This window comes from Achromobacter sp. 1011811831, assembly GCF_059760905.1.
Genome location: NZ_JCBANG010000094.1, coordinates 1 through 23,059, shown reverse-complemented (window position 1 = coordinate 23,059; position 23,059 = coordinate 1). Strand labels below are relative to the sequence as shown.

Below are 23,059 nucleotides of genomic sequence, written 5' to 3'. Positions count from 1 at the left end.
CGCGAAGCCCACGCGCTGTTCGAGCGCCTTGACCTGGTGCGACACGGCGGTGGGCGTGACCGCCAGCTCGGCCGCCGCGAGCTTGAAGCTGCGCAGCCGCGCGGCCGATTCGAAGGTGCGCAGCGCGGTCACGGGCAGGTTGGCGAACATGGATAAGGCAGGCCTTATAGATGATTCTTTCTCATCTTAAAGCAGGATTCCTCATTTGTCCGATGTCGGCAAAAGACCCTAAATTTTCATCCTGAAAACGGCGCTTTCGCCGTTCATGAACAAGGACTCAAGCATGAATTCAGATCATCAATCCAACAAGCTGCTCATCTTGGTGGGCAGCCCTCGCCGCGACGGCAACAGCGCCGCGCTGGCCGAGGCCGCCCGGCACGGCACCGAAACGGCCGGCATCGCGGCCGAGCTGCTGTTCCTGGACGACTACATCAAGCATTTCCTGACGGACCTGCGGCATGCGCCGGCGCCGGACGACGGCTACGACGAACTGTTCCTGCGCCACTTCCTGCCGGCGCGCGGCGTGCTGTTCTGCACCCCCATCTACTGGTACGGCATGTCGGCGCAGACCAAGGCGTTCTTCGACCGCTCATTCAGCCACTACGCGGGTTCAGGCGACGGCCCGGAGGACGTGAAGACGCGCATGCAGGGCAAGCGGCTGGGGTTGGCCGTGGCGTCCGAGGAAACCTATCCGGGCGCGGCGCTGGGCATCGTGCACCAGATCCAGGAATTCGCGCGCTACACGCATTCGGACTTCGTCGGCTTCGTGCATGGCGCCGGCAACAGCCGGGGCGAGATCGCGGCCGATCCGCGCCAGCCGCTGCTCGCCGCGCGGACGCTGGGCGCCGAATTCTTCACGCGCAAATACTCGGACTACCGGATAGAGACGCCGCGCAGTCACAACGTATGGGAGTCGCCGGTAGCGGCGCCCACTGCCCGCGCGTGAGCCAGCCCAGCGCGATCGGCCATAGCGTGTTGCGGAAGCGCTCGTGGAAAAAGGCGAAATGGCCGATCGACGCCAGCCCCATCGACGTTGGCGAGAGCCGCAGATGGGTGCGGGCGCTGCCGGTGTAGTAGGCCAGCAGCCGGTCGATGGCGGCCTCGGTGCCGAACTCGTCGTCCGTCACGCTCAGGGCCAGGATGGGCGCCGTCACCGCCGCCATGCTGGCCACGCGCGGATCCATGCCGTCGGCCGACGCGCCGCGCGCCTCGAAGCGCGGCCCCATGAAGCTCCAGTCGCGCACCACGCCGCGCGGCGTGTCCTCCAGCCAGCCCAGCCGCCGGCCGGGAAAGTAGCCCAGGCAGGCGGTCAGGACCGGCATGGCCAGATGCCATTTGGCCAGCATGCGCAGCCGGCGTTCCGGCGCGTAGTCGCGCCAGTAGGCGTACTGCGCCCCCATGGTGAAGATGCGCCGCAGGCGATGGCTGGACGGCGCCAGCCCGGTCACGAAACCGCCGATGCTGTGCGCGGCCACGTCCACCGGCTGGCCGGGAAACTCGCGCCGTGCATAGGCCAGCACCGCCTCGAAATCCTTCTGGCCCCAGTCCATCCACGACGCCTGGAAGCCGCGCATCGACGCCGGCCGCGATTCGCCGATGCCGCGATAGTCGTAGGTCAGCACGTCGAAGCCGTGGCCGTGCAGGTATTCGGCGAAGCGCGAGTAATAGCGGCAGCGCACCGAGGTCGCGGCGTTGATGATGACCAGGCCCGGTCCGCCGTCCCTGCCGCAGCCGTGGCCACCGCGCGCGGCGCCGGCGGGTTGCGCCACGCCGTCCCGCGCGCGCGGCGGATGGCGCCAGAGGAAACCGCCCAGCGCGGTCGCGTCGGCGGTCGGTATCGTGATGCGTTGCGGCTGGCTCATGGCATTCCTCAATATCAATCGAAAAAACAGGCATGCGCACATGCAGGTTCATTAGATATTGGGAAAATTCTCCTCTCAAGCGATTAATGGTTGTCCATTACATGAATCTCAGGAATGCCATATCGACCTTTCAGGGCAGCCGGACGGCAGCCGAGGCCTTGCGGAACACGCCCGGCGTGCTGCCATAGACCTGCTTGAACACCCGCGTCATATGCGCCTGATCGGCGAAGCCCACGGCATGCGCGGCGTCGGCCAGCGGCAGGCCGCCGCGCAGCAGTTCGCGCGCCCGCGCCACGCGCCAGTTGCGCAACCAGGCCTGCGGCGGCAGGCCGTAGCGGCGCGCGAACTGCTTGACCAGCGTGGTGCGGTGGCGGGCCTGCGCCCGGGCCAGCGCCTCCAGGTCCGGCGCGCAGGCCGGGTCCCGCGCCATGCGCGCGCGCAGCCGGTCGCAGACATCCTCATCCTCGGACGCCATCGGCCCGGCGGCGCGCGCGTGCCCGCGCAGCAGCGCGAACAGCGCGGCCGAGATGCGCTCGGCCCGGCCCGCTTCGTCCATGTCTTGCGGCGCCAGCGCCGCCAGCCATTGCGCGCACAGCGCGGGATCGCGGATCACCGGACCGTCGAACGCCGCCGCCGCGCCCAGCAGCGCGCGCGCGTGGTCATCGAGCCAGGAAGGCTCCACGTAGAGCATGCGATAACCCAGTGGCTTCTCGGACGTGCCGCCGGTATGCACGTCGCCCGGCGCGATCACGACCAGATCGCCGGCCTGAGCCAGATGCGGTACATCGCGCACGGTGAAGGCGCAGGCGCCATAGTCGATCGCGCCGATCGACCAGGCGTCATGGAAATGCGGCCCGTAGCGATAGGCGCGCAGGTCGGTGATGAGCACGTCGCCGGGCAGGCCGGCGCCGCAATGCCAGATATGTTGGGAAACCGCCATCGATGCAAGAACCGGATCCGGCCGTGTCGGTCGGGACCAGTTTCCTAGCCCTGACCCGCCGCGTATCCATCCGAATTCAGGGATCGCGCCAACAGCCATGCGTTGCGGGGATGCTCCCCCACCCGGCGGATGGCATACGGCCACCAGTCGGCGCCGAACGGGAGATACACCCGCAGGTTATAGCCCATCGCGCGCAGGGCCAGCTGCCAGTCGGTGCGCACGCCGTACAGCATCTCGAACTCGAACTCGTCGGGCGCCCAGCCACGCTCGCGCGCCAGGGCCATGAGCGCGCCGGCCAGCCGGTCGTCATGGGTGCCGAACACCGGCAGGAAACCCGCCGCGCGCGCCTGTGGCGACAGCATAATCGCGGCCGCCTCCAGATAGGCCGCGTCGATGCGCGCGCGGCCGCGATGGTCCAGCGCGCGCACCGGGAAGGCCCCCTTGACCAGGCGCAGCGAGGTGCGCTGGCGCACCGCCCACTCCAGGTCCCGCAGGGTGCGCAGGCGCCGCGCCTGCAGCGTCAGGCCCGCCGGCAAGCCGTCGTCCAGCAGGTCCCGATGCAACGCGCAGGTACGCTCGCGGATGCCGTCGTCCTCCATGTCCAGCACCACCCAGTCGCGCCCCCCGCCGGCGGCCCCCCGCGCCGCCGACGCGATGCGCCGCGCATTGTCGCGGCCCAGCGCGTCGCTGTGCGCGTAGCCGATGGCGGTGGGATCAATCGACACATGCACGTCCAGGCCCGCCGCCTCCAGCGCGCGGCAGGCGGCGACGGTCTGCTCGACGGTCTGTTCGATGATGGCGGGGTCGGCGACGTATTCACCCAGATAGAACAGCGAGGCGCGGATGCCGTGCCGCTCGCGCAGGCGCGCGGCGGTCGCCGCCGCCTGCCCGGCCGTGGCGCCGCCGACAAAGCGGCCGGCCAGCGCGCTGCCGGCGGCGGTGGCCCGCATGAGGCGGCCGGCGCCGGGACTGCGCGCCAGCGCGATGGCGGCCTTCTGGAAGATGCTCATGGGCGCTCCTGTGCAAAAGAGCGCCACTGTGCGCGCGGGCCGGACCGCTGTCTTGAACGCCCGTGCGGGCCCGCCCGTACGCCGCGCGACGCGGGCCGCCCTGCGCGGGCCGCCCGCGATACCGCGCCGGCGAACTCAGGCCTTGCCGGCCGCCAGCGCGGCGCCGGCGCCACGGCCGAACAGCGGACGCTGCACGGTCTGCGCCAGCAGCACGCCGGCCAGCGTCACCGCGCCGCCCAGCAGGTGGTAGCCATGCAGCTGCTCGCGCAGCAGGACGAAGGCGGCCATGGCGGTGAACAGCGGCAGCAGGTTGATGAAGATGCTGCAACGGTTGGGCCCCAGCCGGTGCACGCCCTCGATCCACAGGAAGGACAGCAGCACCGACGAGAAGATGCCGGCGTACAGGATCAGCGGCACGGTCTTCATGTCCAGCGCGGCCTGGGCGGCGGGCACCTTGAGGAACAGCGGCAGCATGTAGAGCAGCGCGAAGAACGATTGCACGAAGGTCGATTGCCAGGCAGGCAGCGGCACCTTCCAGTGGCGCAGCAGCACGCCGTACAGCGCGTAGGAAAACGCGGCCAGCAGCATCAGCCCGTCGCCCACGTGCACGCCGTTGTGGAACACGGCCAGCATGTCGCCCTGCCCCACCAGGTACAGCAGGCCCAGGAAGGACAGCACGCCGCCGAACGCCATGCCCAGGGTCAGCGGGTCGCGCAGCACCACCACGCTCAGCAGCATGCTGAGCAGCGGAATCAGCGCGGTCACGATCGCCATGTTGGTGGCGGTGGTGGTTTCGGCGGCGCGGTAGGACAGCGCCTGGAACACCGCCGAGGACAGCGCGCCGTACAGCGCCAGCTTGGGCCAGTGGCGCAGAATGATCTTGCGGTTGCGCCAGGCCGGCACGGCGGTGAACAGGCCCATGATGGCCAGGGCCAGGACCAGCCGGTAGAAGGTGATGGCGGTGGGAGAGATGGCGCTGGCCGCCATCTTGGACACGATGACGTTGCCCGCCCAGAACAGGATGGCGAACAGGGGGAACAGATAGGACATGATGGGGCTCACCCGAAGAATGGGAATCGGTTTCCGCTACGCCGGGCAGGCCCGGCGCAACGGAACCGCCATCCTATTGATGCCGGATCGGCCCGTCTGCCGATGAAAAGGCAATCGCTATCGCAAAAAGGACATCCCCCTGCGGGCTGCCCCGTCGAGGCGGCCAGGACTCAGGGCCGGAACGGCGCCGGATCCAGCGGCAGCTCCAGCCCGCCCATCTGCGCGCTCAGCAACGCCGCGCTGCCGCAGGCCAGCGTGAAGCCCAGCGCGCCCTGGCCGATGTTCAGCCACAGATTGTCGGCGGCGTGGCTGCGGCCGATCAGCGGCTTGCCCTTGGGCGTGGCCGGCCGCAGTCCGGCCCAGGGAATGGCCTGGCGCAGGTCCAGGCCGGGAAAGGCCTCGTGGACCTGGCGCTTGAGCAGCGCGATGCGGTCCGGGTCGATCTGCGCGTCGACGCCGCCGATGTCCACCATCGCCGCGATGCGCAGCACGCCGCCGACGCGGGCGTACACGATGCGGCGTTCGTAATCGGTGACGCTGATGGCGGGCGCCATGCGGTCGTCGTCGGCCAGCGGCACGGTCAGGCTGTAGCCCTTGAGCGGATAGAGCGGTACGTCGTGCCCCAGCGGCGAGAGCAGCGCGCGCGTGCCGATGCCGGTCGCCAGCACCACCGCGTCCGCGCCGATGTCGCCGTCGCGGCTCTGCACCGCCACGACGCGGCGGCCTTCCCGCTGCAGGCCCGAGACCGGATTGGACATCGCGCATTGCACGTTGGCCATGCCCTGCAGGCGGTCGAACAATGCCTCGGTGAACTGGCGGCAATCGCCCGCCTCTTCGCTGGGCGTGTAGATCGCGCCCGCCAGGCTGGCGCCCATGCCGGCCAGGGCCGGCTCCAGCGCCAGGGTCTGGGCGGCGTCCAGCACCTGCTGGTCGGCGCCGTGCGCGGCCTGGTAGGCGACCAGCGCGCGCGCCTTGTCCAGCAGCTCGGCGCTGCGATAGGCGATGAGCTTGCCATTCTTCAGATGGCCGAAGTCCAGGTTTTCCTGGGCCAGCAGCGCGTGCATGGCGTCGCGGCTGAGGTAGGACAGGGTCAGCAGCTCGGCGGTCGAGGCGCGCGCCACCGAGGCGCGGCAGGCCAGCGCGAACTGCAGGCACCAGCGCCATTGATGCGGATCCAGCCTGGGCCGGAAGCGCAGCGGCGAGTCCGAGCGCAGCAGCCAGCCGGGCACGCTGGGCAGCACCCCCGGGCCGGCCAGCGGCGCGACGTAGCTGTAGCTGAGCTGGCCGCCGTTGGCGTAGCTGGAGACTTCCGCAGGACGGGGCTGGCTGTCGACCAGCACCACGTCATGCCCCTGGCGCGCCAGGAAATAGGCCGAGGTGACGCCCACCACGCCAGCGCCGATCACGCAAACCCGCATACCTTATCCAAATAGACTGACACTGCGGCCTATTCTGGAGCGCCGGCCCGCCGGCGGCAAATGCCAATACCGGGCGGACCCATAACAAAAGATCATGTCCCAGGGTGAACGCGAGCCGGGCGCGGAACGGCGCGGCCAGCAGGCGCTGGCCGGCAGCGGCACAGCCGGCCAGGACCGCGATGGCTCAGGCCGCCCGATGCAGCCGGATGATGGCCGCGCCTGTCGGGTCGCGCACCAGGTCGGCCAGCGTGTGGGCGTTGAGCCCGTCGAAGAAGGCCTGCATGGCCTGGGCCAGCACGCCGGACAGCCGGCAGGCGCCGTCCAGCGCACAGGGCGGCTCGCGGCAATCGATGAGCGGCCCCTGCTCTTCCAGCTCGCGCACCAAGTCGCCCAGCCGGTAGGCGGCGGGCGGATGCGCCAGGCACAGCCCGCCCCCCTTGCCCCGCGTGGTGACCACCCAGCCGCGCTGCGCCATGAAGTGCGCCACCTTGACCAGGTGGTTGCGGGACGCGCCGAAACGGTCCGCGATCTCCGGGATGGTCACCGCCGTCGGGCGGTCGCGGCACTGCGTCAGGTACATGAGCACCCGCAGGCCGAAGTCGGTGAAGCGGTTCAGTTGCATGGCGGCTGGAAGGGAAAGGGCGGCAGCTCGGCGCAAGCCGGACCGCCAGGATACACCGCGTTCAGGCCGGCGCGCCGCCGCTGCCGAAGGCTTCGGCGTGGATGCGGTCGGCCCCCACGCCCAGCGCCAGCAGCGTCTCGCGCTGGGCGCGCATGAAGCCCGCCGGACCGCACAGGTAGTAGTCGGCGCCGGGCAGGATGGCGGCGTCGCGGATGGCGCGCAGGTCGACGCGGCCGGCGTAGTCGTAGTCGCGGCCCGGCTCGTCCCCGCCGTCCACTTCCTCATAGAAGACCGCCTTGCGCACATTGCCTCGGCCGGCGGCGATGGCGTTGACGTGCTCGCGCATGGCGTGCGCGCCACGGTTGCGGCAGCCATGCACGAAGCGGATCTGGCGTCCGTCGTCGGCCTGCACCAGGTGGTTCAGCATGGACACCATGGGCGTCAGGCCCACCCCGCCGCTCAGCAGCACCACGGGCGCGCCATCGGCCTCGCGCAGCTGGAAATCGCCCTGCGGCGGCGCCACGTCCAGCACGCCGCCCACCTGCAGGCGGTCATGCAGGGCGTTGGACACGCGGCCCGCTGGCGCGCCGGCCACGCCCGGCTCGCGCTTGACCGAGATGCGCAGCCGCCCCTGTCCCGGCGCGTCCGACAGGCTGTACTGGCGCGGCTGCATCAGGCCCAGTTCGGGCACGTAGAGGCGCACCGACACATACTGGCCCGGCTGGTAGCCCGGCACCTGGCCGCCGTCGGCCGGCTCCAGGTAGAACGAGGTGATTTCGCTGCTTTCCGCCTCGCGCCGCGCCACGCGAAAGGCGCGCCAGCCGGTCCAGCCGCCGGGCTTGGCGGCGGAATCAGCGTACAGCCGCGCCTCTTCGGCGATCAGCTGGTCCGCCAGCTGGCCGTAGGCGGCGGCCCAGGCATCGACGAGTTCATCGGTGGCGGCCTCGCCCAGCACTTCGCGGATCGACGCCAGCAGATGCTTGCCCACGATCGGGTAATGCTCGGGACGCACGCCGAGGCTGACGTGCTTGTGCACGATGCGCGTCACCACCGGCGCCAGCACCGACGGATCGTCGATCTGCTCGGCATAGGCGGCCACCGCGCCGGCCAGCGCCTGCTGTTGCTCGCCGCCGGCCTGGTGTCCCTGGTTGAAGATGTGCTTGAGCTCGGGGTTGTGCTCGAACATGCGCGCGTAGAAGTGACGGGTCAGCGCGACGCCGTGCGTTTTCAGCACCGGGGCCGTGGCCTTGACCAGGGCGCGGACGGAGGGGCTCAGGGCGGGGGAAAGGGACATCCAGGACTCCAGGGGCGCGAGAGGGCTCGCTTTTAAAGATGTATTAATAATACATCTTTAAAACAGCCTCCCGCAAACCCATGGCCGCCCTGCCCGCCCGGGCCTCGTCCGCCCATCCCGCGGGCGGACCGGCGCCGCGCGTGGCGCCTTACGGGGATTCGGCGTATTGAGCCAGTCCATGGCCGAAGGACCAGTTCTCTTTCGCGACCTCGACGATGTTCACGAACACGTCCTCCCCCCGAAGGCCGGGGCTCTCGCCCAGCAATGCCGCGATCCGCTGGAACAGCGCCTTCTTCTGGTCCAGGCCGCGCGTATTGTTGGCGGTGATCTGGATGAACACCAGATCGTCGCTGCGCGCGATGTTCATATAGGTCGCGCCGTAGCGGAAGTTCGCCGCCTCGTGCTCCGTGATGGTCATGAACTGGTCGTCTTCCGGCACGTTGAAGGTTTCCCGCAGCGCGCGGTAAACGCCGTCGAAGAGGGCCTGCCGGTAGGCTTCCGGCTTTCCGGCGCGCAAGGCGATGTGCACGAGTGGCATGGTGAATTCCTCGGTGGAGTTGTAGGCCCGATCCATACTAGTTATTCTTTTTCCTTATTCATACTTATATCAGTCATTAAGCTTCAAAATGAATGAGCGCTCGCTCGACCTGGACACCGTCAAGGCCTTCATCCGCATCGCCGAGCTGGGCAGTTTCACGCTGGCGGCGGATTCGCTGCGCATGACGCAGGCCGCGGTCAGCCTGAAGCTCAAGCGGCTCGAAGACCGGCTCGGCTTCCGGCTGGTCGAGCGCACGCCCCGCCATGTGGAGCTGTCGGCGCGCGGCGCCGGCTTTCTTGAGCACGCCCGGGAACTCATGGCGGCGCACGAGCGCGCGCTCGCCCTGTCGGTCGAAACGCGGCAGCGCCTGACCATCGGCATCAGCGACCACGTGGCCGGCCCGGAGCTGCCCGCGCTGATCGCGCGCATGAACGCGCAGGATCCCGAGCTCCTGATCGAAATCCGCATCGGCTCCTCGGGCGACCTGCTGCAAAGCTATGACCGGCGGGAGCTGGACACCGTGATCGCGCGCCTGCATGCCGGCCGCGACGACGGCAAGGTGCTGGCCGAGGAACAGCTGGGCTGGTTCGCGGCGCCGCACTGGCAGCATCGCGCGGACGAGCCGCTGCCGCTGGCCACGCTCGCCGAGCCCTGCGGCGTGCGCGCGCTGGCGGCCAGGCGGCTGGACGAGTCGGCGGTGCCATGGCGCGAGGTCTTCGTCGGCGGCGGCGTGGCGGCGGTCGCGGCGGCCGTCATGGCCGGGCTGGGCGTGGCCGCGCTGGCGCCCCGCATGCTGCCGTTCGGCGCCGTCGATGTCGGCCCCCGGCTGCGGCTGCCCGAGATGCCGCGCCTGCCGGTGCTGCTGCACACGCGCGCCAGGGGCGGCCGCCCCCAGCAGGCGCTCGCCGCGCTGTCGGCGGCGTTCCAGGGCGCGATACGCGGCTAGCGCGCCGTCCCGCATGCAGGCCGCGCGCCACTATCTTTGCCGCCCGAGTCCTGGCGCCGGCCCGGTTTACACTCACGGTTTCGTCGCAACACACCACAAAGGTTCATCCATGAGCACCGCTACGCTCAAGACCCGACTCTCCGATTCCGTCAAGGAAGCCATGCGCGCCAAGGCCTCCGAACGCCTGACCACGCTGCGATTCCTGCTGGCCGCCGTCAAGCAGAAGGAAGTGGACGAACGCCGCGACCTGAACGACGCCGAGATCACCGCCATCATCGAAAAGCAGGTCAAGCAGCGCCGCGAGTCCATCGCCGCCTTCGAGCAGGCCGGCCGCACCGAGACCGCCGAGCAGGAAAAGGCCGAGCTGGCCGTGCTGCAGGAATTCCTGCCGCAGGCCGCCACGCCCGAGGAAGTGGCCGCCGCCATCGACGCCGCGCTGGCCGAAGTGGCCGCGCAGGGCGTCACCGGCGCGCCCGCGATGGGCAAGGTCATGGCGCTGCTGAAGCAGTCGCTGGCCGGCCGCGCCGACATGACGGCGCTGTCGCAGCAAGTAAAAGCAAAGCTTTAGCCTCCCCCGAAGCGCTGCGCGCTTCCCCACAGGGGGCGCCACTACGGACCGGAGGGAGAGACTCCCCCCGAAGCGCTACGCGCTGCCCCCAGGGGCACCACTACGGACCGGCAAAGCCGGCTCCGTGTGGCCCCGATTGGGGGCACTGTCTCAGGTTGGGGGCACCGTCCCTGGTTGGGGGCACCGTCTCAGATTGGGTTGCGGCGCTTTAGAAGGCGCCGCCGAAGAGGTCCGGCTGGCGGGACTGTTCCTGGGGGTCGGCGAAGTTGCTCATGCCGACGCCGGCCAGCCGGTACAGCGTCTGTGGCGGCAGGTCCACCCGTTCGCACAGCAGCCTGGCGATCGTTGCCAGTTCCTCGGCCGATGAGGGCGGATTGGCGCTGGTCAGGCTGCGCGTCAGGATGCGGAAGCGGTCGGTCTTGAGCTTGAGCACCACGGTGCGCCCCAGCGCGCCCTTCTTCAGCGCCTGGTCCCAGACCTTGCCCGCCATGCGGTCGATGGCCTCGCCCAGCGCCTCCAGCCGCACGTCTTCCGAAAATGTGGTTTCCGCCGACACCTGCTGCACCTGCTGGTCGGCGTCGACCTCGCGCTCGTCGATGCCGCGCGCCAGTTCGTAGAGCCGGCGGCCATAGCGGCCGAAATAGTGCTCCAGCTCCTGTACCTCGTGCGTGGCCAGGTCGCCCACGGTCTGGATGCCCAGCTGCTCCAGCCGCGCCTGCGTCACCTTGCCCACGCCCGGCACCTTGCGCACAGGCAGCGGCGCCAGGAAATCCAGCACCTTCGAGGGCCGGATGACGAACAGGCCGTCGGGCTTGTTCCAGTCGGAGGCGATCTTGGCCAGGAACTTGTTGGGCGCCACGCCGGCCGAGGCGGTCAGCCCGGTTTCCTGGCGGATCTGGTGGCGGATGACCTGCGCGACCTCGGTGGCGGACGGCAGCCCGCCCTTGTTGACGGTCACGTCCAGATAGGCCTCGTCCAGCGACAGCGGCTCGATCAGGTCGGTATGGCGCGCGTAGATCTGGCGCACCTGGCGCGAGACTTCGCGGTAGCGGTTGAAATCGGGCGGCACGTAGACCGCCTGCGGACAGAGCCGCTGCGCGCGCACCGCCGACATGGCCGAATGCACGCCGAAGCGCCGCGCCTCGTACGAGGCCGCGCAGACCACCGAGCGCGGTCCGGTCCAGGCCACGACCACGGGCAGGCCGCGCAGCGCGGGGTTGTCGCGCTGTTCCACGGAAGCGTAGAACGCGTCCATGTCGATATGTACGATCTTGCGCAAAGGCTCGGGCATGGTCGGTGATCGAACGCGGAATGAGAACGGGCGGAGCATGGCGCGCGCGGGCGCCGCAAAAAATATATTATGACCGCGAATCCCGCCTGCTTCCCTCTCCCCGTACCGGCCCATGACCGCAACCGCCCCGCAAGACTATTTCGGCCTGACCATTCCTTTCATGGACTACATCGGGCTGGTCCCCGAGCAGATCGCGCCTGCCTATGCCCGCACCTCGCTGCCCTGGCGCCGCGACCTGACCAACAGTCGCGGCGACGTCCACGGCGGCACGCTGATGAGCGTGCTGGACTTCACGCTCAGCGCCGCCGCGCGCGGCTCGGCCGACGGCACCGAGGGCATGGCCACCATCGACATGAACACCACTTTCCTGTCGCCCGGCACGGGCGACCTGGTGATCGAGGCGCGCTGCCTGCGCCGTGGCGCGTCGATCGCCTTCTGCGAGGGCGACGTGCGCGACAAGAACGGCGAACTGGTGGCGCGCGCCACGGCGACCTTCAAGATCGTCCGCCGCCGACCCGGCGGCGACTGAGTCGACCCTGCCTATTTCTTCGGCGCCGGCGCCTGCGGCTGCGGATCGCGCGGCATGAAGGAACTGCAGGACACCAGGTTGTAGGACACGGCGTCCTTCATGGCGCGCAGCGCCTCCACGTCCCAGGTGCCCTTGCCCCAGACCACGATGCGCACGTCGGTGCTCTTGTCGCCGGCGGCCTTGACGTTCACGCGCGTCATCTCGGTATCGGCGAAGGGCGCCAGCACGCGGACCTCGCCCGAGCGCGAGGCCTCGTCCAGGCTGGGCACCACGCGGTAGGCGTTGTCGGTGCTGCGCAGGCAGGCATTGGCCTGCCGGATGGCCGCGTCGTAGGCGTCCTTGTAGTTCACCGCCGCCTTGAATTCGGTGTGGGGCGACGAACCGTCGCCCGAGATGCCCACCGAGCAGCCGGCAAGGCCGAGCGCCAGCGCGCAGGCGACCAGATTCCTGTACATAAGTCTCTCCAGATTGATAGGCGCGATTATCACGCAAACCGGCCTGGCGCAGAAACAGCCCGTCTCCGCCCGGCGTCGCGCGCGCGCCGCCGGGCGGTTCGACACCCCCGCCGCGCCTATGGCATCATCGAACGCGCCGCCGGCGCTATGCGCGCCCCCCCTACCTCGCGGCCGCCGGGGCCGCCGGCCGCGCGGGCACGGAAATCCATGGAGATCCCATCTTGATTTCGTTCATGAAGCACACCCTTTTCGCCGCCAGCATCCTGGGCGCCTCGCTGGGCGCCAGCGCCGCGCAGCCGCCGCGCTATCCGCTCAAGGACTTCTTCCGCAACCCCGAGCGCGGCTACTTCCGCCTGTCCGAAGACGGCAAGACGCTGGGCTTCATGCAGCCGGCCAGCACGGACGGCAGCCCGGCGCGCATGAACATCTTCGTGCAGCCGCTGAACGGCAGCGCGCTCGTGGGCGAGCCGCGCAAGCTCACCAGCGAAACCGCGCGCGATATCAGCAATTTCTTCTGGAAAGGCCCCGACGTGGTGCTCTACCAGAAGGACTTCGGCGGCGACGAGAACTTCCACGTCCTGGCGGTGGATGCCAGGACCGGCAAGGTCACCGACCTGACGCCCTACGACAACGTGCGCGCCAGCATCATCGACGACCTGGAGGACGATCCGGACCACGTGCTGGTCACGCACAACCAGCGTGATCCGCAGGTCTTCGACGTGTACCGCGTCAACGTGCGCAGCGGCGCCGCCGAGCTGGTGGCGCGCAATCCCGGCAACATCGTCGGCTGGCAGACCGACCACGCCGGCAAGCTGCGCGCCGCCGTCGCCAGCGACGGCCTGAACACCACCCTGCTCTACCGCGACGACGAGGCCGCCGAATTCCGGCCGCTGATCACCACCGACTACCGCACCAGCGTCCATCCGGCCTTCTTCACCTTCGACGACAAGAAGCTCTACGCCCAGTCCAACCGAGGCCGCGACAAGCTGGCGCTGGTTGTCATCGACCCGGCCAGGCCCGATGTCGAGGAAGAAATCTACGCGCCGCAGGAAGTCGACCTGGACGCGGCCGCCTACTCGCGCAAGCGCCGCGTGCTGACCCTGGCCGTCTACCAGACCGACAAGCCGCAGTACAAGTTCTTCGACGCCCAGACCGAAACGCTGTTCAAGAAGCTGACGGCCAAGCTGCCCGGCTACGACCTGGCGCTGCAGGGCTCGAACCGCGATGAGAACAAGTTCATCGTCGCCGCCTACAACGACCGCACGCCGGGCTCGCGCTACCTGTACGACGCCGCCTCGGACACGCTGAGCAAGCTGGCCGACCTGAACCCGTCGCTGCCCGAAGCAGGCATGGCGCGCGTGCAGCCGATCAGCTACCAGAGCCGCGACGGCCTCACCATCCACGGCTACCTGACGCTGCCGGCCGGTCGCGATCCGAAGAACCTGGCGTGCATCGTCAATCCGCACGGCGGCCCCTGGGCGCGCGACGGCTGGGGCTACAACCCCGAAGTGCAATTCCTGGCCAACCGTGGCTTTTGCGTGCTGCAGATGAACTTCCGAGGCTCGACCGGCTATGGCCGCCGTTTCTGGGAAGCCGGCTTCGGCCAGTGGGGCCTGAAGATGCAGGACGACATCAGCGATGGCGTGGCCTGGCTGGTCAAGCAGGGCATCGCCGATCCCAAGCGCGTGGGCATCTACGGCGCCAGCTACGGCGGCTACGCCACGCTGGCCGGCGTGGCGTTCACGCCCGACCTGTACGCGGCGGCGGTGGACTACGTGGGCGTGTCCAACCTGTTCACCTTCATGCAGACCATCCCGCCCTATTGGAAGCCTATGCTGGCCAAGATGCAGGACATGGTGGGCGACCCCGTGCGCGACAAGGACCGCCTGGCCGCGACCTCGCCGGCGCTGCACGCGGACCGCATCAAGACGCCGCTGTTCGTGGCCCAGGGCGCCAAGGATCCGCGCGTCAACAAGGACGAAAGCGACCAGATGGTCAAGGCGCTGAAGGCGCGCGGCGTCAACGTGGAATACATGGTCAAGGACAACGAGGGCCACGGCTTCCACAACGACGAGAACAAGTTCGAGTTCTACGATGCCATGGAGAAGTTCCTGCTCCAGCACCTCAAGCCGTAGTCGTCTTCGATCCCGCGGGGCTGGCCGCGACGGCCGCATTGGCGGCTTCCGCCCCGCCCTGCGCCGTCCAGTCCCAGGTCGCGGCCGCGCCGAAACCGACCGAGCCGCCGGTTTCCACCCGGTCGCGGCCCAATTCCTTGGCGCGGTACAACGCCACGTCGGCGCGCGCCAGGATGCCGTCCGCGGTATCGCCGCGCCGGTACGAGGCCAGCCCGCCGCTGACGGTCATCCTGATCTCGCCGTCCACGACGTGCAGCGGCGCGTCGCGCAGCGCATCGCACACGCGCTGCGCCTGCACCAGCGCGCTGGCCGGCTCGCAGTCGTACATCAGCAGCACGAATTCCTCGCCGCCCAGGCGGCCGAAACGGTCGCTGGCGCGCACCGCGCGCTGCACCACCCGCGCGAAATGCCGCAGCGCCTGGTCGCCGGTGGCGTGGCCATGGCGATCGTTGATCGCCTTGAAGAAATCGATGTCCAGCAACAGCACCACCAGCCGACCGTCATTGCGCTCGCAGCGCCTGAGCTCGTGCTGCAACTCGTCCATGATGCTGCGCCGCGAGTACGCCCGCGTCAGGCTGTCGAAGGTCAGCGCCTCCTGCATGCGCTCGGACATCCGGGTCTGCACCAGCAGCAGCAACGCCAGGAACAGCGCCGGCACGGTCACCGAGCCGCCGACGATGAAGAACAGGGCCCAGGGCGTGGGATGCAGCATCGAGCCGGGCGCTTCCCAGCCCAGGCCGTAGACCAGCACGCGCAGCAGGTGCAGCGCCGCCAGTCCAAGGATGGACAGCAGCAGATACAGCGCCACGCCGCGCGTGCGGATCTGCCTGCGCCCGTCGAAGATCACACAGGCCGTGGCGACCATGCCCACGCAGGTGATCACGGAAAACAGCACGATGCGCGCGGCCACCCGATCGTGCCCGTACAGCATGGCCGCCATCGCCACGATGCACAGCGCCGCCAGGGTGGCGCTGCGCCACACCTGCGGATGCAGCCCGAAGAACTGCCGCACGCCCACATAGACCAGGGCCAGCGCGCTGACCCAGGCGGTGTTGGAGACCATCACGGTCGCGTTCAGCGGCAGGAAGCTGCCTGCCGCGTATACCAGCAACGACACCACCGTCAACGCATTGGCCAGCATGAATGCCCGCACGCCGGGCGCGCCGCTGGCGTGAAACGGCAGCAACAGCGGCAAGGCCAGCGCGGTCGCCAGGCCCCACATCAGGAAGAACAGAGAAGTTGTCATGGTGATTGCCAAGCGGAACGTCGGGTTCCGCAGGCCTTAGGGAATCGCTGTTTCACTGGGTTCGTTTCCCCGCGCGTGCCGCTGCGAGGGGGATGGGCAATCCGCGCCGCCTGGTCGCCAGCCGCGATATGCGGCCCGATGGCGAAAGGCGTTACATGCATCCATTTTTGACGCTTTTTGTTACCTGCACGGCGAAAAGAAACCACGCGCACAAAGCCTGAACAGGCCGCGCATCCGTCCGCCCTGAACCTTTAAGTCCCTGGAAACAAGCAGCAATCCCGGGATGCTGGGAAGCATACGCCAGGCCGTTGGCCCGTGGCTGCCCGTTTGCAGTAATTGACAGTCTCTTTCCACGAAACATCCTAAAGTTGCGACTATCGACGGCGCCGACGAAAGCGCCGCGATCACGCCCTACGGGCGTGGCGCGTACTAGCCATGCACTCCGATCGCGCGAGTGCGAAGGTCCCCGCAGCGGGCGCCGCGCATCAAGAAATCCACTGTTCACTTCCGACGCCAGCGCGTGCCGCGTGGGCGCGAGCGCTTTCGGCCATGCCGTGGGCGCAAGCCTGGACGGCCCTTTGGGCCGGCCGGCGGCTGGCCGCCCCGGCGGCGCGGACGTGGACGCCTTATGTCGCAACTGCGGATTTACAGATGCACAAGAAGAATGGAAGACACTTGCCGCCGGCGCCTCGCAAGACCGCCGCATTCCCCCGGCTCCGCGGGCAGGCCGCCCTGCCGCCAGCCCGCCTGCGGCGCTGCCTGGCCGCCGCCTGCGCCGCCCTGGCTCCCCTGCTCACCCCCGCGCCCGCCCAGGCCGGCGACGACTACGACGCCCTGATCCTGCGCGCGCGCGCCGGCGACCACGAGCCGGCGCTGGCCATGTTGCGCGCTCTGGGTCCGGCCGGCGGCCCGCGCGCCATCAAGGACCGCATCCTGATCGCCGGCTGGGCCGGCCGGCCCGACGAGGTGGCGCAGGCCTACGCGCAATTGCCCGCCGGCGCGCAGCCGCCCGCCGACGTGCGCTTGGCCGTGGCGCGCGCGCTGCGCGACCTGCGCCGCTGGCCGGAAGCGCTGGCGCAGTTCCGCGCCGGCATGCGCGCCTATCCGGCCCAGCCCGCCTTCGCCGCCGGCATCGCCATGACGCTGGCGGACGCCGACCGGCTCGACGAAGCGCTGGCCGCCGGCGAGCAGCTGGTCCGCGCCCGGCCCCGGGACGCGGACGCCCGCCTGGCCCTGGCCTATGTCCATGCGCGCAGGAATACACCGTTTGAAGCGTTGTATGAGACCGACCGCGCGCGCGACCTGGCGCCCGGCGTCGCCTACGTGGAACGCGAGTACGTGTTCGCCTTGCAGCGCGCTCGCATGGCCGGCCCTGCGCTGGAACACGCCACGCGCCGGCCCGAGCTCTACACGGAAGCGCAGATGCGCAGGCTGCAGGCCGACGCGCTGGCTGAGCAAGTACGCCTGGCCTCGATGCCGACGCGCAACGAGGCCGACAGGTTCGCCATCGCCGATCGCGTCCTGGCGCACTACGACGCGCTGATCCCGGCCTGGTCGACACAGGGCGACGAGACCCGCGACGATGTCACCCGGGCGCGCATCGACCGCCTGCACGCGCTGCACGCCCGCTATCGCATGCGTGATCTGGCGAACGAGTATGAGGCGCTGCGCGCCGAAGGAGTGGCTGTGCCGCGCTACGCGCTGGGTGATGTCGCTTCCGCCTATCTGTACCTGCGCCAGCCGGAACAGGCCGCCGCCATCTATCAGCAGGTGGCCCAGGCCGAGGAAAGCCACGACGACGATCCAGTGGACCGGCTCGGCAACCAGACCGGCCGCTACTACTCGCTGGCCGAGGCCGAGGATTTCAACGGCGCCTCGCAAGTCATGGACGAAACCCGCGAGGGCTATCCGGCCTGGGTCTACGTCAAGGGCCAACCCATGCGCATCCCCAACGACCTGCACCTGCAAAGCATGCAGGTCGACGCCGGCGCGCGGCTGCAAGCCGACGATACGCCCGAGGCCCAGGCGCGCCTGGAAGGCATGGCGCGCAACGCCCCCAACAACTCCACGCTCAAGAGCGAACTGGCCGCGCTGTACCGCGCCCGCTCGCTGCCCCGCGCCTCGGAGCGGACGCTGAAAATGGCCGAGACGCTGACGCCGCGCAACATCGGCGTGGAGAACGGCCAGGGCTTCACCGCCCTGGCCCTGCAGGAATGGCGCCAGGCCGAGGCGCTCAGCCAGGACACGCTGGCGCGCGCGCCCGAGAACCAGCTGTCGCGCCGGCTGGCGCGCGAATGGGCGGTCCACAACAAGGCCGAGCTGCGCATCAGCGGCTACCGTGGCCTGGCCTCCGACAGCCCGGTGTCGGGCAGCGGCGATTTCGGCATCGACGCGGTGGTCTATACGCCGCCGCTGGACTACAACTGGCGCGGCTTCGCCGGCGGCGGCTACGCCAATGGCGACTTCGAGGAAGGCCGCGGCACCTACCGCTGGGCGCGCGCCGGCGCGCAATGGCGCGGCCGCGACCTGACGGTCGAGGGCGAAGTGTCCGCCAACCAGTACGGCCACGGCGCCAGGACCGGCCTGCGCCTGTCGGCCGCCTACGACCTGGACGACCACTGGCAGATCGGCGGCTCGGCCGAACGGCTGTCGCGCGACACGCCGCTGCGCGCGCTGGCCAGCGGCGTGTCGTCCAACGGCATGTCGGCCTATGCACGCTGGCGCGCGCACGAGCGCAGCGAATGGACGCTGCGGCTCTCGCCCTCGCGCTTTTCCGACGGCAACCAGCGCTGGGCGCTGGGCCTGGACGGCCGCGAGCGGATCCACACCACGCCGCACCTGAAGACCGACCTGACGCTGGAACTGTCCTCGCAGCGCAACAGCCTGGACGCGGAACGCCCCTACTTCAACCCCCGCTCGGACCTGATGGTGCTGCCCGGCCTGCGGCTGACGCACACGCTGCACCGCCGCTACGAAAACGCCTGGGAACAGATCGGCACGCTGGGCGCCGGCGCCTACACGCAGCAGGGCTATGGCACCGGCGGCGTGGTCGCGCTGGGCTATGGCCAGCGCTACCGCGCCAACGACGTGCTCGACATGGGCGCCATGGTGACCGGCATCAGCCGGCCCTATGACGGCCGGCGCGAGCGCGAGCTGCGCATCACGTTCGATCTTGCCTACCGCTTTTGAAGATGGCCCCCACCCCCGCAGCGCTACGCGCTCCCCCCTCAAGGGGACGCCGCGGCGGACCGGCAAAGCCGGCTCCGCGCGGCCCCGACGAGGCTGTGCCACGGAGAACTGAATTGCTTGAACTTCGATTCCCCCGATTGTTGTTCGCGGGCCTGCTGCTGCTGGCCACGCTGCTCCTGGGCGCCTGCGCCAAGGACATCCCCGTCTACGTCCCGCCGGCCGAGCGGCCGGTGGCCCCGGTCGACCGACCCTGGGTGCAGGGCCAGTTCCTGACGCTGGCCTACCACGACGTGGAGGATGAAGACCCCGACCAGGGCTTTCTCAGCGTGCGCACCGACCGGCTGGTCGACCAGCTGAACTGGCTGCGCGAGAACGGCTACCAGGCCGTCTCGGTGGACCAGATCCTTGCCGCCCGCCAGCCCGGCGGCAAGCCGCTGCCCGAGCGCGCCGTGCTGCTGAGCTTCGACGATGGCTACCGCAGCTTCCTGACCCGGGTGCTGCCCATCCTCAAGGCCTACGGCTGGCCGGCGGTGCTGGCGCCGGTCGGCACGTGGATGGACACGCCCGCCGACAGGAAGGTCGATTTCGGCGGCAACATGCAGCCGCGCGGCCGCTTCCTGGACTGGAACGACGTGCGCGAGATCTCGCGTTCCGGCCTGGTGGAGATCGCCGCCCACACCGACGCCTCGCACTACGGCGCGCTGGCCAATCCCCAGGGCAACACCGAGCCCGCCGCCGCCGTGCGCAAGTACGACGCGCGCAATGGCCGCTACGAGAACGAGGCCGGCTTCGAGCAACGCATGGGCCGCGACGTGGCCGCCATCAGCGACAAGATCCGCCGCGCCACCGGCAAGTCCCCGCGCGTCTGGGTCTGGCCCTATGGCGCCGAGGGCGGCACCACGCTGCGCATCGCCGGCGAACAGGGCTACCAGATGGCGCTGACGCTGGAAGACGGCCCCAGCCGCGTGGCGCGGCTCATGTCCACGCCGCGCATGCTGCTGGCCAACGACCCCACGATCCGGCATTTCGCCAGCAGCGTGGCCAGCATCGAGACGGTGCCAGCGATGCGCGTCGCGCACGTGGACCTGGACTACATCTACGATCCCGATCCGGCGCAGACCGACCGCAACCTGGGCGAGCTGGTGCAGCGCATCGTGGACATGCAGATCAACACGGTGTTCCTGCAGGCCTACGCCGATCCGCAAGCCGACGGCCTGGTGCGTTCGGTGTACTTCCCGAACCGCTGGCTGCCGATGCGGGCCGACCTGTTCAACCGCGTCGCCTGGCAGCTGCACAACCGCGCCGACGTGTTCGTCTATGCCTGGATGCCGGTGCTGGCGCTGGACCTGGACCCGTCGATCGCCCGCGTGGTCCGCTGGGATCCGAAACAGCCCGAGGCCGCGCCCGCGCCGGACCCCGACCTGTACCGCCGCCTGTCGCCATTCGATCCGGTCGCGCGCCAGCGCATCGGCGACCTGTACGAAGACCTGGCGCGCCATGCCTTCTTCGACGGCATCCTGTTCCACGATGACGCGATGCTGGGCGACTTCGAGGACGCCGGCCCGGCGGCGCTGGCCGCGTACCGACACGCCGGCCTGCCCGGCAGCATCGCCGCGCTGCGCGCCGATCCCGAGACGATGCAGCGCTGGACCCGCTACAAGAGCCGCCACCTGGTCGATTTCACCACTGAACTCGCCGAGCGCGCCCGCGCCGTGCGCGGCCCGCGCATCAAGACCGCCCGCAACCTGTACGCCGAGCCGCTGCTCAACCCCGCCAGCGAAGCCTGGTTCGCGCAGAACCCCGACGACTTCCTCGATGCCTACGACTGGACCGCGCCCATGGCCATGCCGTACATGGAAAACGTGCCGGCGGGTCAGGAACTGGCCTGGCTGGACCGCATCGTCGACGCGGTGGCCAGGCGCCGCCCGGACGCGCTGGACCGGACCGTGTTCGAGCTGCAGGCCGTCGACTGGCGCACCGGCCCAGGCCGACCCAAGCCCACGCCCGTCGACACCGCGACGCTGGCCGGCTGGATGCAGCGCCTGCAGCTGCGCGGCGCGCGCAGCTTCGGCTACTACCCCGACGATTTCTCGCAAGACCAGCCCCGGCTGCAAGGCATCCGGCCCGCCATCTCCGAAGCGTGGTTCCCCATCCGATGATCGACCGTCTTCTCGCCCTGCTCATCCTGTGCGCGGTGCTGAGCGCGCCCTTCGGCTTCGCCCTGGTGCTGACCAGCCAGGCGCTGCTGGGATTCGTGTTCTTCTACCCGCTGTTCATGTCCGGCCTGTGGATGGCCGGCGGCCTGTACTACTGGTGGCACTGGGAGCGCCACTGGGCCTGGGGCGCGCGCCGCGAACCGCCGGCCCTGGCCGGCAATCCGCTGGTTTCCATCCTGGTGCCCTGCTACAACGAGGCCGACAACGGCCAGGACACGCTGCTGGCCGCGCTGAACCAGAACTATCCTCACATCGAGGTCATCGCCATCAACGACGGCTCCAGCGACGGCACGGCGCAGATGCTGGACCGCCTGGCCGCGCAACACGAGCGGCTGCGCGTGGTGCACCTGGCGCAGAACCAGGGCAAGGCCATGGCGCTGCGCATGGGCGCGCTGGCGGCCCGCAGCGAGTACCTGGTCTGCATCGACGGCGACGCCATGCTGGATCCGGACGCCGCCGCCTACCTGGTGGCGCCGCTGATCGACAACCCGCGCGTGGGCGCGGTCACGGGCAATCCGCGCATCCGCACGCGCTCCACGCTGATCGGCCGCATCCAGGTGGGCGAATTCTCGTCCATCATCGGCCTGATCAAGCGCACGCAGCGGGTCTACGGCCAGGTGTTCACCGTGTCCGGCGTGGTGGCGGCGTTCCGCCGCACGGCGCTGGACCGGGTCGGCTACTGGAGCCTGGACATGATCACAGAGGACATCGACATCAGCTGGAAGCTGCAGCGTGACCACTGGTCGATCTTCTATGAACCGCGCGGCCTGTGCTGGATCCTGATGCCCGAGACGCTGCGCGGGCTGTGGAAGCAGCGGCTGCGCTGGGCCCAGGGCGGCGCCGAGGTCTTCCTGAAGAACCTGCGCTCGATCTGGAACTGGCGCCACCGCCGGCTGTGGCCGCTGATGGCGGAATTCTGCCTGTCCACGGCCTGGTCCTTCGCCTTCGCCATCTCGGTGCTGCTGTGGCTGGTCAGCCAGGTCGTCGCGCTGCCCAACAACATGCACATCGCCAGCCTGCTGCCGCCGGCCTTCACCGGCATGATGCTGGCAGTGGTCTGCCTGTTGCAGTTCGCCGTCAGCATCCTGATCGACCGCCGCTACGAGCCCGGGCTGGCGCGCTCGCTCTACTGGGTCATCTGGTATCCGCTCGCCTACTGGATGGTGAGCCTGCTCACCACGCTGGTGAGCTTTCCCAAGGTCATGCTGCGCCGGCAGGCGCGGCGCGCGCGCTGGACCAGTCCTGATCGCGGCATCAAATCCAAGGAGGCATCATGATCATCACCACGCGCCGGTCCCGCGCCGGCTACCTGTTCGACCTGCTGCTCACGGCCGGAGGCTGGTTCGCCTTCGTCTATCTGTTCGGCGCCGGCGTCCTCGCCATCCTGCGCGGGGCCGCCGGCGGGCCCGCGACCTCGCTGTGGGCGGTGTTCCTGCCCACGGCCAACACGCTGTGGGGCTACGCCGCGCTGGCGCTGGCCAATGCCGCGGCGCTGGTGGCCTGGGCGCTCTATAACCACCGGCGCTACGCCGGCAAGGACCGTCGCCGCCGGGCGCCCGCCATCGGCGACGCCCAGCTGGCGCGCAGCTTCACCGTCGCGCCCGCGCAATTGCAGCAGCTGCGCCGCGCCCGCGTCGCCGTCATCCATCATGGCGACGGCGGCGAGATCATCGGCATCGAACCGGCCCGCGCGCAGCTGCGCAGCGTGGCCTGAAACCGCGAGCGGGCCCGGGCCGCAAGGACCCGGGCC

The 23,059-nt window shown here is 69.6% G+C and carries 21 protein-coding genes; 9 read left to right on the top strand and 12 right to left on the bottom strand.

Features of this window, described 5'->3' with window-relative positions; all coding sequences use genetic code 11:
* Positions 1-150, bottom strand: a 150-nt coding sequence (locus AC6LJ9_RS25810) for a LysR family transcriptional regulator (RefSeq protein ID WP_498149742.1), incomplete at its 3' end; no start/stop codon positions are given.
* A gap of 133 nt (positions 151-283) precedes the next feature.
* Between AC6LJ9_RS25810 and AC6LJ9_RS25805 the strand changes: the two genes are divergently transcribed.
* The gene (locus AC6LJ9_RS25805) at positions 284-946 is read left to right on the top strand and encodes a flavodoxin family protein (protein ID WP_498149740.1); all 663 of its coding nucleotides are present in this window, start codon (positions 284-286) and stop codon (positions 944-946) included.
* Here the strand turns inward: AC6LJ9_RS25805 and AC6LJ9_RS25800 are convergent.
* From AC6LJ9_RS25800 to AC6LJ9_RS25765, 8 genes are all read right to left on the bottom strand, one after another.
* Positions 855-1,862, bottom strand: a complete 1,008-nt coding sequence (locus tag AC6LJ9_RS25800; RefSeq protein WP_498149739.1) for an alpha/beta hydrolase family protein — start codon at positions 1,860-1,862, stop codon at positions 855-857. The genes AC6LJ9_RS25805 and AC6LJ9_RS25800 overlap by 92 nt on opposite strands.
* A 130-nt stretch (positions 1,863-1,992) precedes the next feature.
* Positions 1,993-2,802 (bottom strand): helix-turn-helix transcriptional regulator, encoded by an 810-nt coding sequence (locus AC6LJ9_RS25795; protein ID WP_498149738.1) that lies wholly within the window; start codon positions 2,800-2,802, stop codon positions 1,993-1,995.
* A gap of 44 nt (positions 2,803-2,846) precedes the next feature.
* Positions 2,847-3,812, bottom strand: a complete 966-nt coding sequence (locus AC6LJ9_RS25790; protein ID WP_498149737.1) for a proline dehydrogenase family protein — start codon at positions 3,810-3,812, stop codon at positions 2,847-2,849.
* A gap of 135 nt (positions 3,813-3,947) precedes the next feature.
* The gene (locus tag AC6LJ9_RS25785; protein ID WP_498149736.1) at positions 3,948-4,862 is read right to left on the bottom strand and encodes a DMT family transporter; all 915 of its coding nucleotides are present in this window, start codon (positions 4,860-4,862) and stop codon (positions 3,948-3,950) included.
* Positions 4,863-5,032: 170 nt separating this feature from the next.
* Positions 5,033-6,280, bottom strand: a complete 1,248-nt coding sequence (locus AC6LJ9_RS25780) for a D-amino acid dehydrogenase (RefSeq protein WP_498149735.1) — start codon at positions 6,278-6,280, stop codon at positions 5,033-5,035.
* Positions 6,281-6,464: 184 nt separating this feature from the next.
* A complete protein-coding gene (locus AC6LJ9_RS25775) occupies positions 6,465-6,902 on the bottom strand; it encodes an Rrf2 family transcriptional regulator (protein WP_498149734.1) in 438 nt (145 codons plus the stop codon).
* A gap of 61 nt (positions 6,903-6,963) precedes the next feature.
* Positions 6,964-8,196: an NO-inducible flavohemoprotein gene (gene hmpA / locus AC6LJ9_RS25770; RefSeq protein WP_498149733.1), complete on the bottom strand. Its 1,233-nt coding sequence runs from the start codon at positions 8,194-8,196 to the stop codon at positions 6,964-6,966.
* 148 nt (positions 8,197-8,344) lie between these two features.
* On the bottom strand, positions 8,345-8,734 hold the full coding sequence (locus AC6LJ9_RS25765) for a tautomerase family protein (protein WP_498149741.1): 390 nt from the start codon (positions 8,732-8,734) through the stop codon (positions 8,345-8,347).
* A gap of 88 nt (positions 8,735-8,822) precedes the next feature.
* Here AC6LJ9_RS25765 and AC6LJ9_RS25760 point away from each other — a divergent pair, with 88 nt between their 5' ends.
* Positions 8,823-9,680: a LysR family transcriptional regulator gene (locus tag AC6LJ9_RS25760; protein ID WP_498149732.1), complete on the top strand. Its 858-nt coding sequence runs from the start codon at positions 8,823-8,825 to the stop codon at positions 9,678-9,680.
* 109 nt (positions 9,681-9,789) lie between these two features.
* Positions 9,790-10,248, top strand: a complete 459-nt coding sequence (locus AC6LJ9_RS25755; protein ID WP_498149731.1) for a GatB/YqeY domain-containing protein — start codon at positions 9,790-9,792, stop codon at positions 10,246-10,248.
* 208 nt (positions 10,249-10,456) lie between these two features.
* On the opposite strand, the gene dinB is transcribed toward AC6LJ9_RS25755, so the two are convergent.
* The gene (dinB, locus tag AC6LJ9_RS25750) at positions 10,457-11,539 is read right to left on the bottom strand and encodes a DNA polymerase IV (RefSeq protein WP_212320132.1); all 1,083 of its coding nucleotides are present in this window, start codon (positions 11,537-11,539) and stop codon (positions 10,457-10,459) included.
* A gap of 112 nt (positions 11,540-11,651) precedes the next feature.
* Here dinB and AC6LJ9_RS25745 point away from each other — a divergent pair, with 112 nt between their 5' ends.
* A complete protein-coding gene (locus tag AC6LJ9_RS25745) occupies positions 11,652-12,068 on the top strand; it encodes a PaaI family thioesterase (RefSeq protein ID WP_212320134.1) in 417 nt (138 codons plus the stop codon).
* An 11-nt stretch (positions 12,069-12,079) separates the two neighbouring features.
* On the opposite strand, the gene AC6LJ9_RS25740 is transcribed toward AC6LJ9_RS25745, so the two are convergent.
* On the bottom strand, positions 12,080-12,523 hold the full coding sequence (locus AC6LJ9_RS25740) for a BPTD_2524 family lipoprotein (protein ID WP_498149730.1): 444 nt from the start codon (positions 12,521-12,523) through the stop codon (positions 12,080-12,082).
* A 233-nt stretch (positions 12,524-12,756) separates the two neighbouring features.
* Between AC6LJ9_RS25740 and AC6LJ9_RS25735 the strand changes: the two genes are divergently transcribed.
* On the top strand, positions 12,757-14,658 hold the full coding sequence (locus AC6LJ9_RS25735; RefSeq protein ID WP_498149729.1) for a S9 family peptidase: 1,902 nt from the start codon (positions 12,757-12,759) through the stop codon (positions 14,656-14,658).
* Here AC6LJ9_RS25735 and AC6LJ9_RS25730 read toward each other — a convergent pair.
* Positions 14,648-15,904 (bottom strand): GGDEF domain-containing protein, encoded by a 1,257-nt coding sequence (locus tag AC6LJ9_RS25730; RefSeq protein ID WP_498149728.1) that lies wholly within the window; start codon positions 15,902-15,904, stop codon positions 14,648-14,650. The two genes, AC6LJ9_RS25735 and AC6LJ9_RS25730, sit on opposite strands and share 11 nt — an antisense overlap.
* A gap of 651 nt (positions 15,905-16,555) precedes the next feature.
* On the opposite strand from AC6LJ9_RS25730, the gene pgaA reads away from it, so the two are divergent.
* From pgaA to pgaD, 4 genes are all read left to right on the top strand, one after another.
* Positions 16,556-19,093, top strand: coding sequence for a poly-beta-1,6 N-acetyl-D-glucosamine export porin PgaA (gene pgaA, locus AC6LJ9_RS25725; RefSeq protein ID WP_498149727.1), 2,538 nt, complete (start codon positions 16,556-16,558; stop codon positions 19,091-19,093).
* Between the two features lie 113 nt (positions 19,094-19,206).
* The gene (pgaB, locus tag AC6LJ9_RS25720; protein ID WP_498149726.1) at positions 19,207-21,252 is read left to right on the top strand and encodes a poly-beta-1,6-N-acetyl-D-glucosamine N-deacetylase PgaB; all 2,046 of its coding nucleotides are present in this window, start codon (positions 19,207-19,209) and stop codon (positions 21,250-21,252) included.
* Positions 21,249-22,586, top strand: coding sequence for a poly-beta-1,6-N-acetyl-D-glucosamine synthase (gene pgaC, locus AC6LJ9_RS25715; protein WP_498149725.1), 1,338 nt, complete (start codon positions 21,249-21,251; stop codon positions 22,584-22,586). The genes pgaB and pgaC overlap by 4 nt, the downstream gene beginning before the upstream one ends.
* The gene (pgaD, locus tag AC6LJ9_RS25710; protein ID WP_498149724.1) at positions 22,583-23,023 is read left to right on the top strand and encodes a poly-beta-1,6-N-acetyl-D-glucosamine biosynthesis protein PgaD; all 441 of its coding nucleotides are present in this window, start codon (positions 22,583-22,585) and stop codon (positions 23,021-23,023) included. The genes pgaC and pgaD overlap by 4 nt, the downstream gene beginning before the upstream one ends.
* Positions 23,024-23,059: the final 36 nt, after the last annotated feature.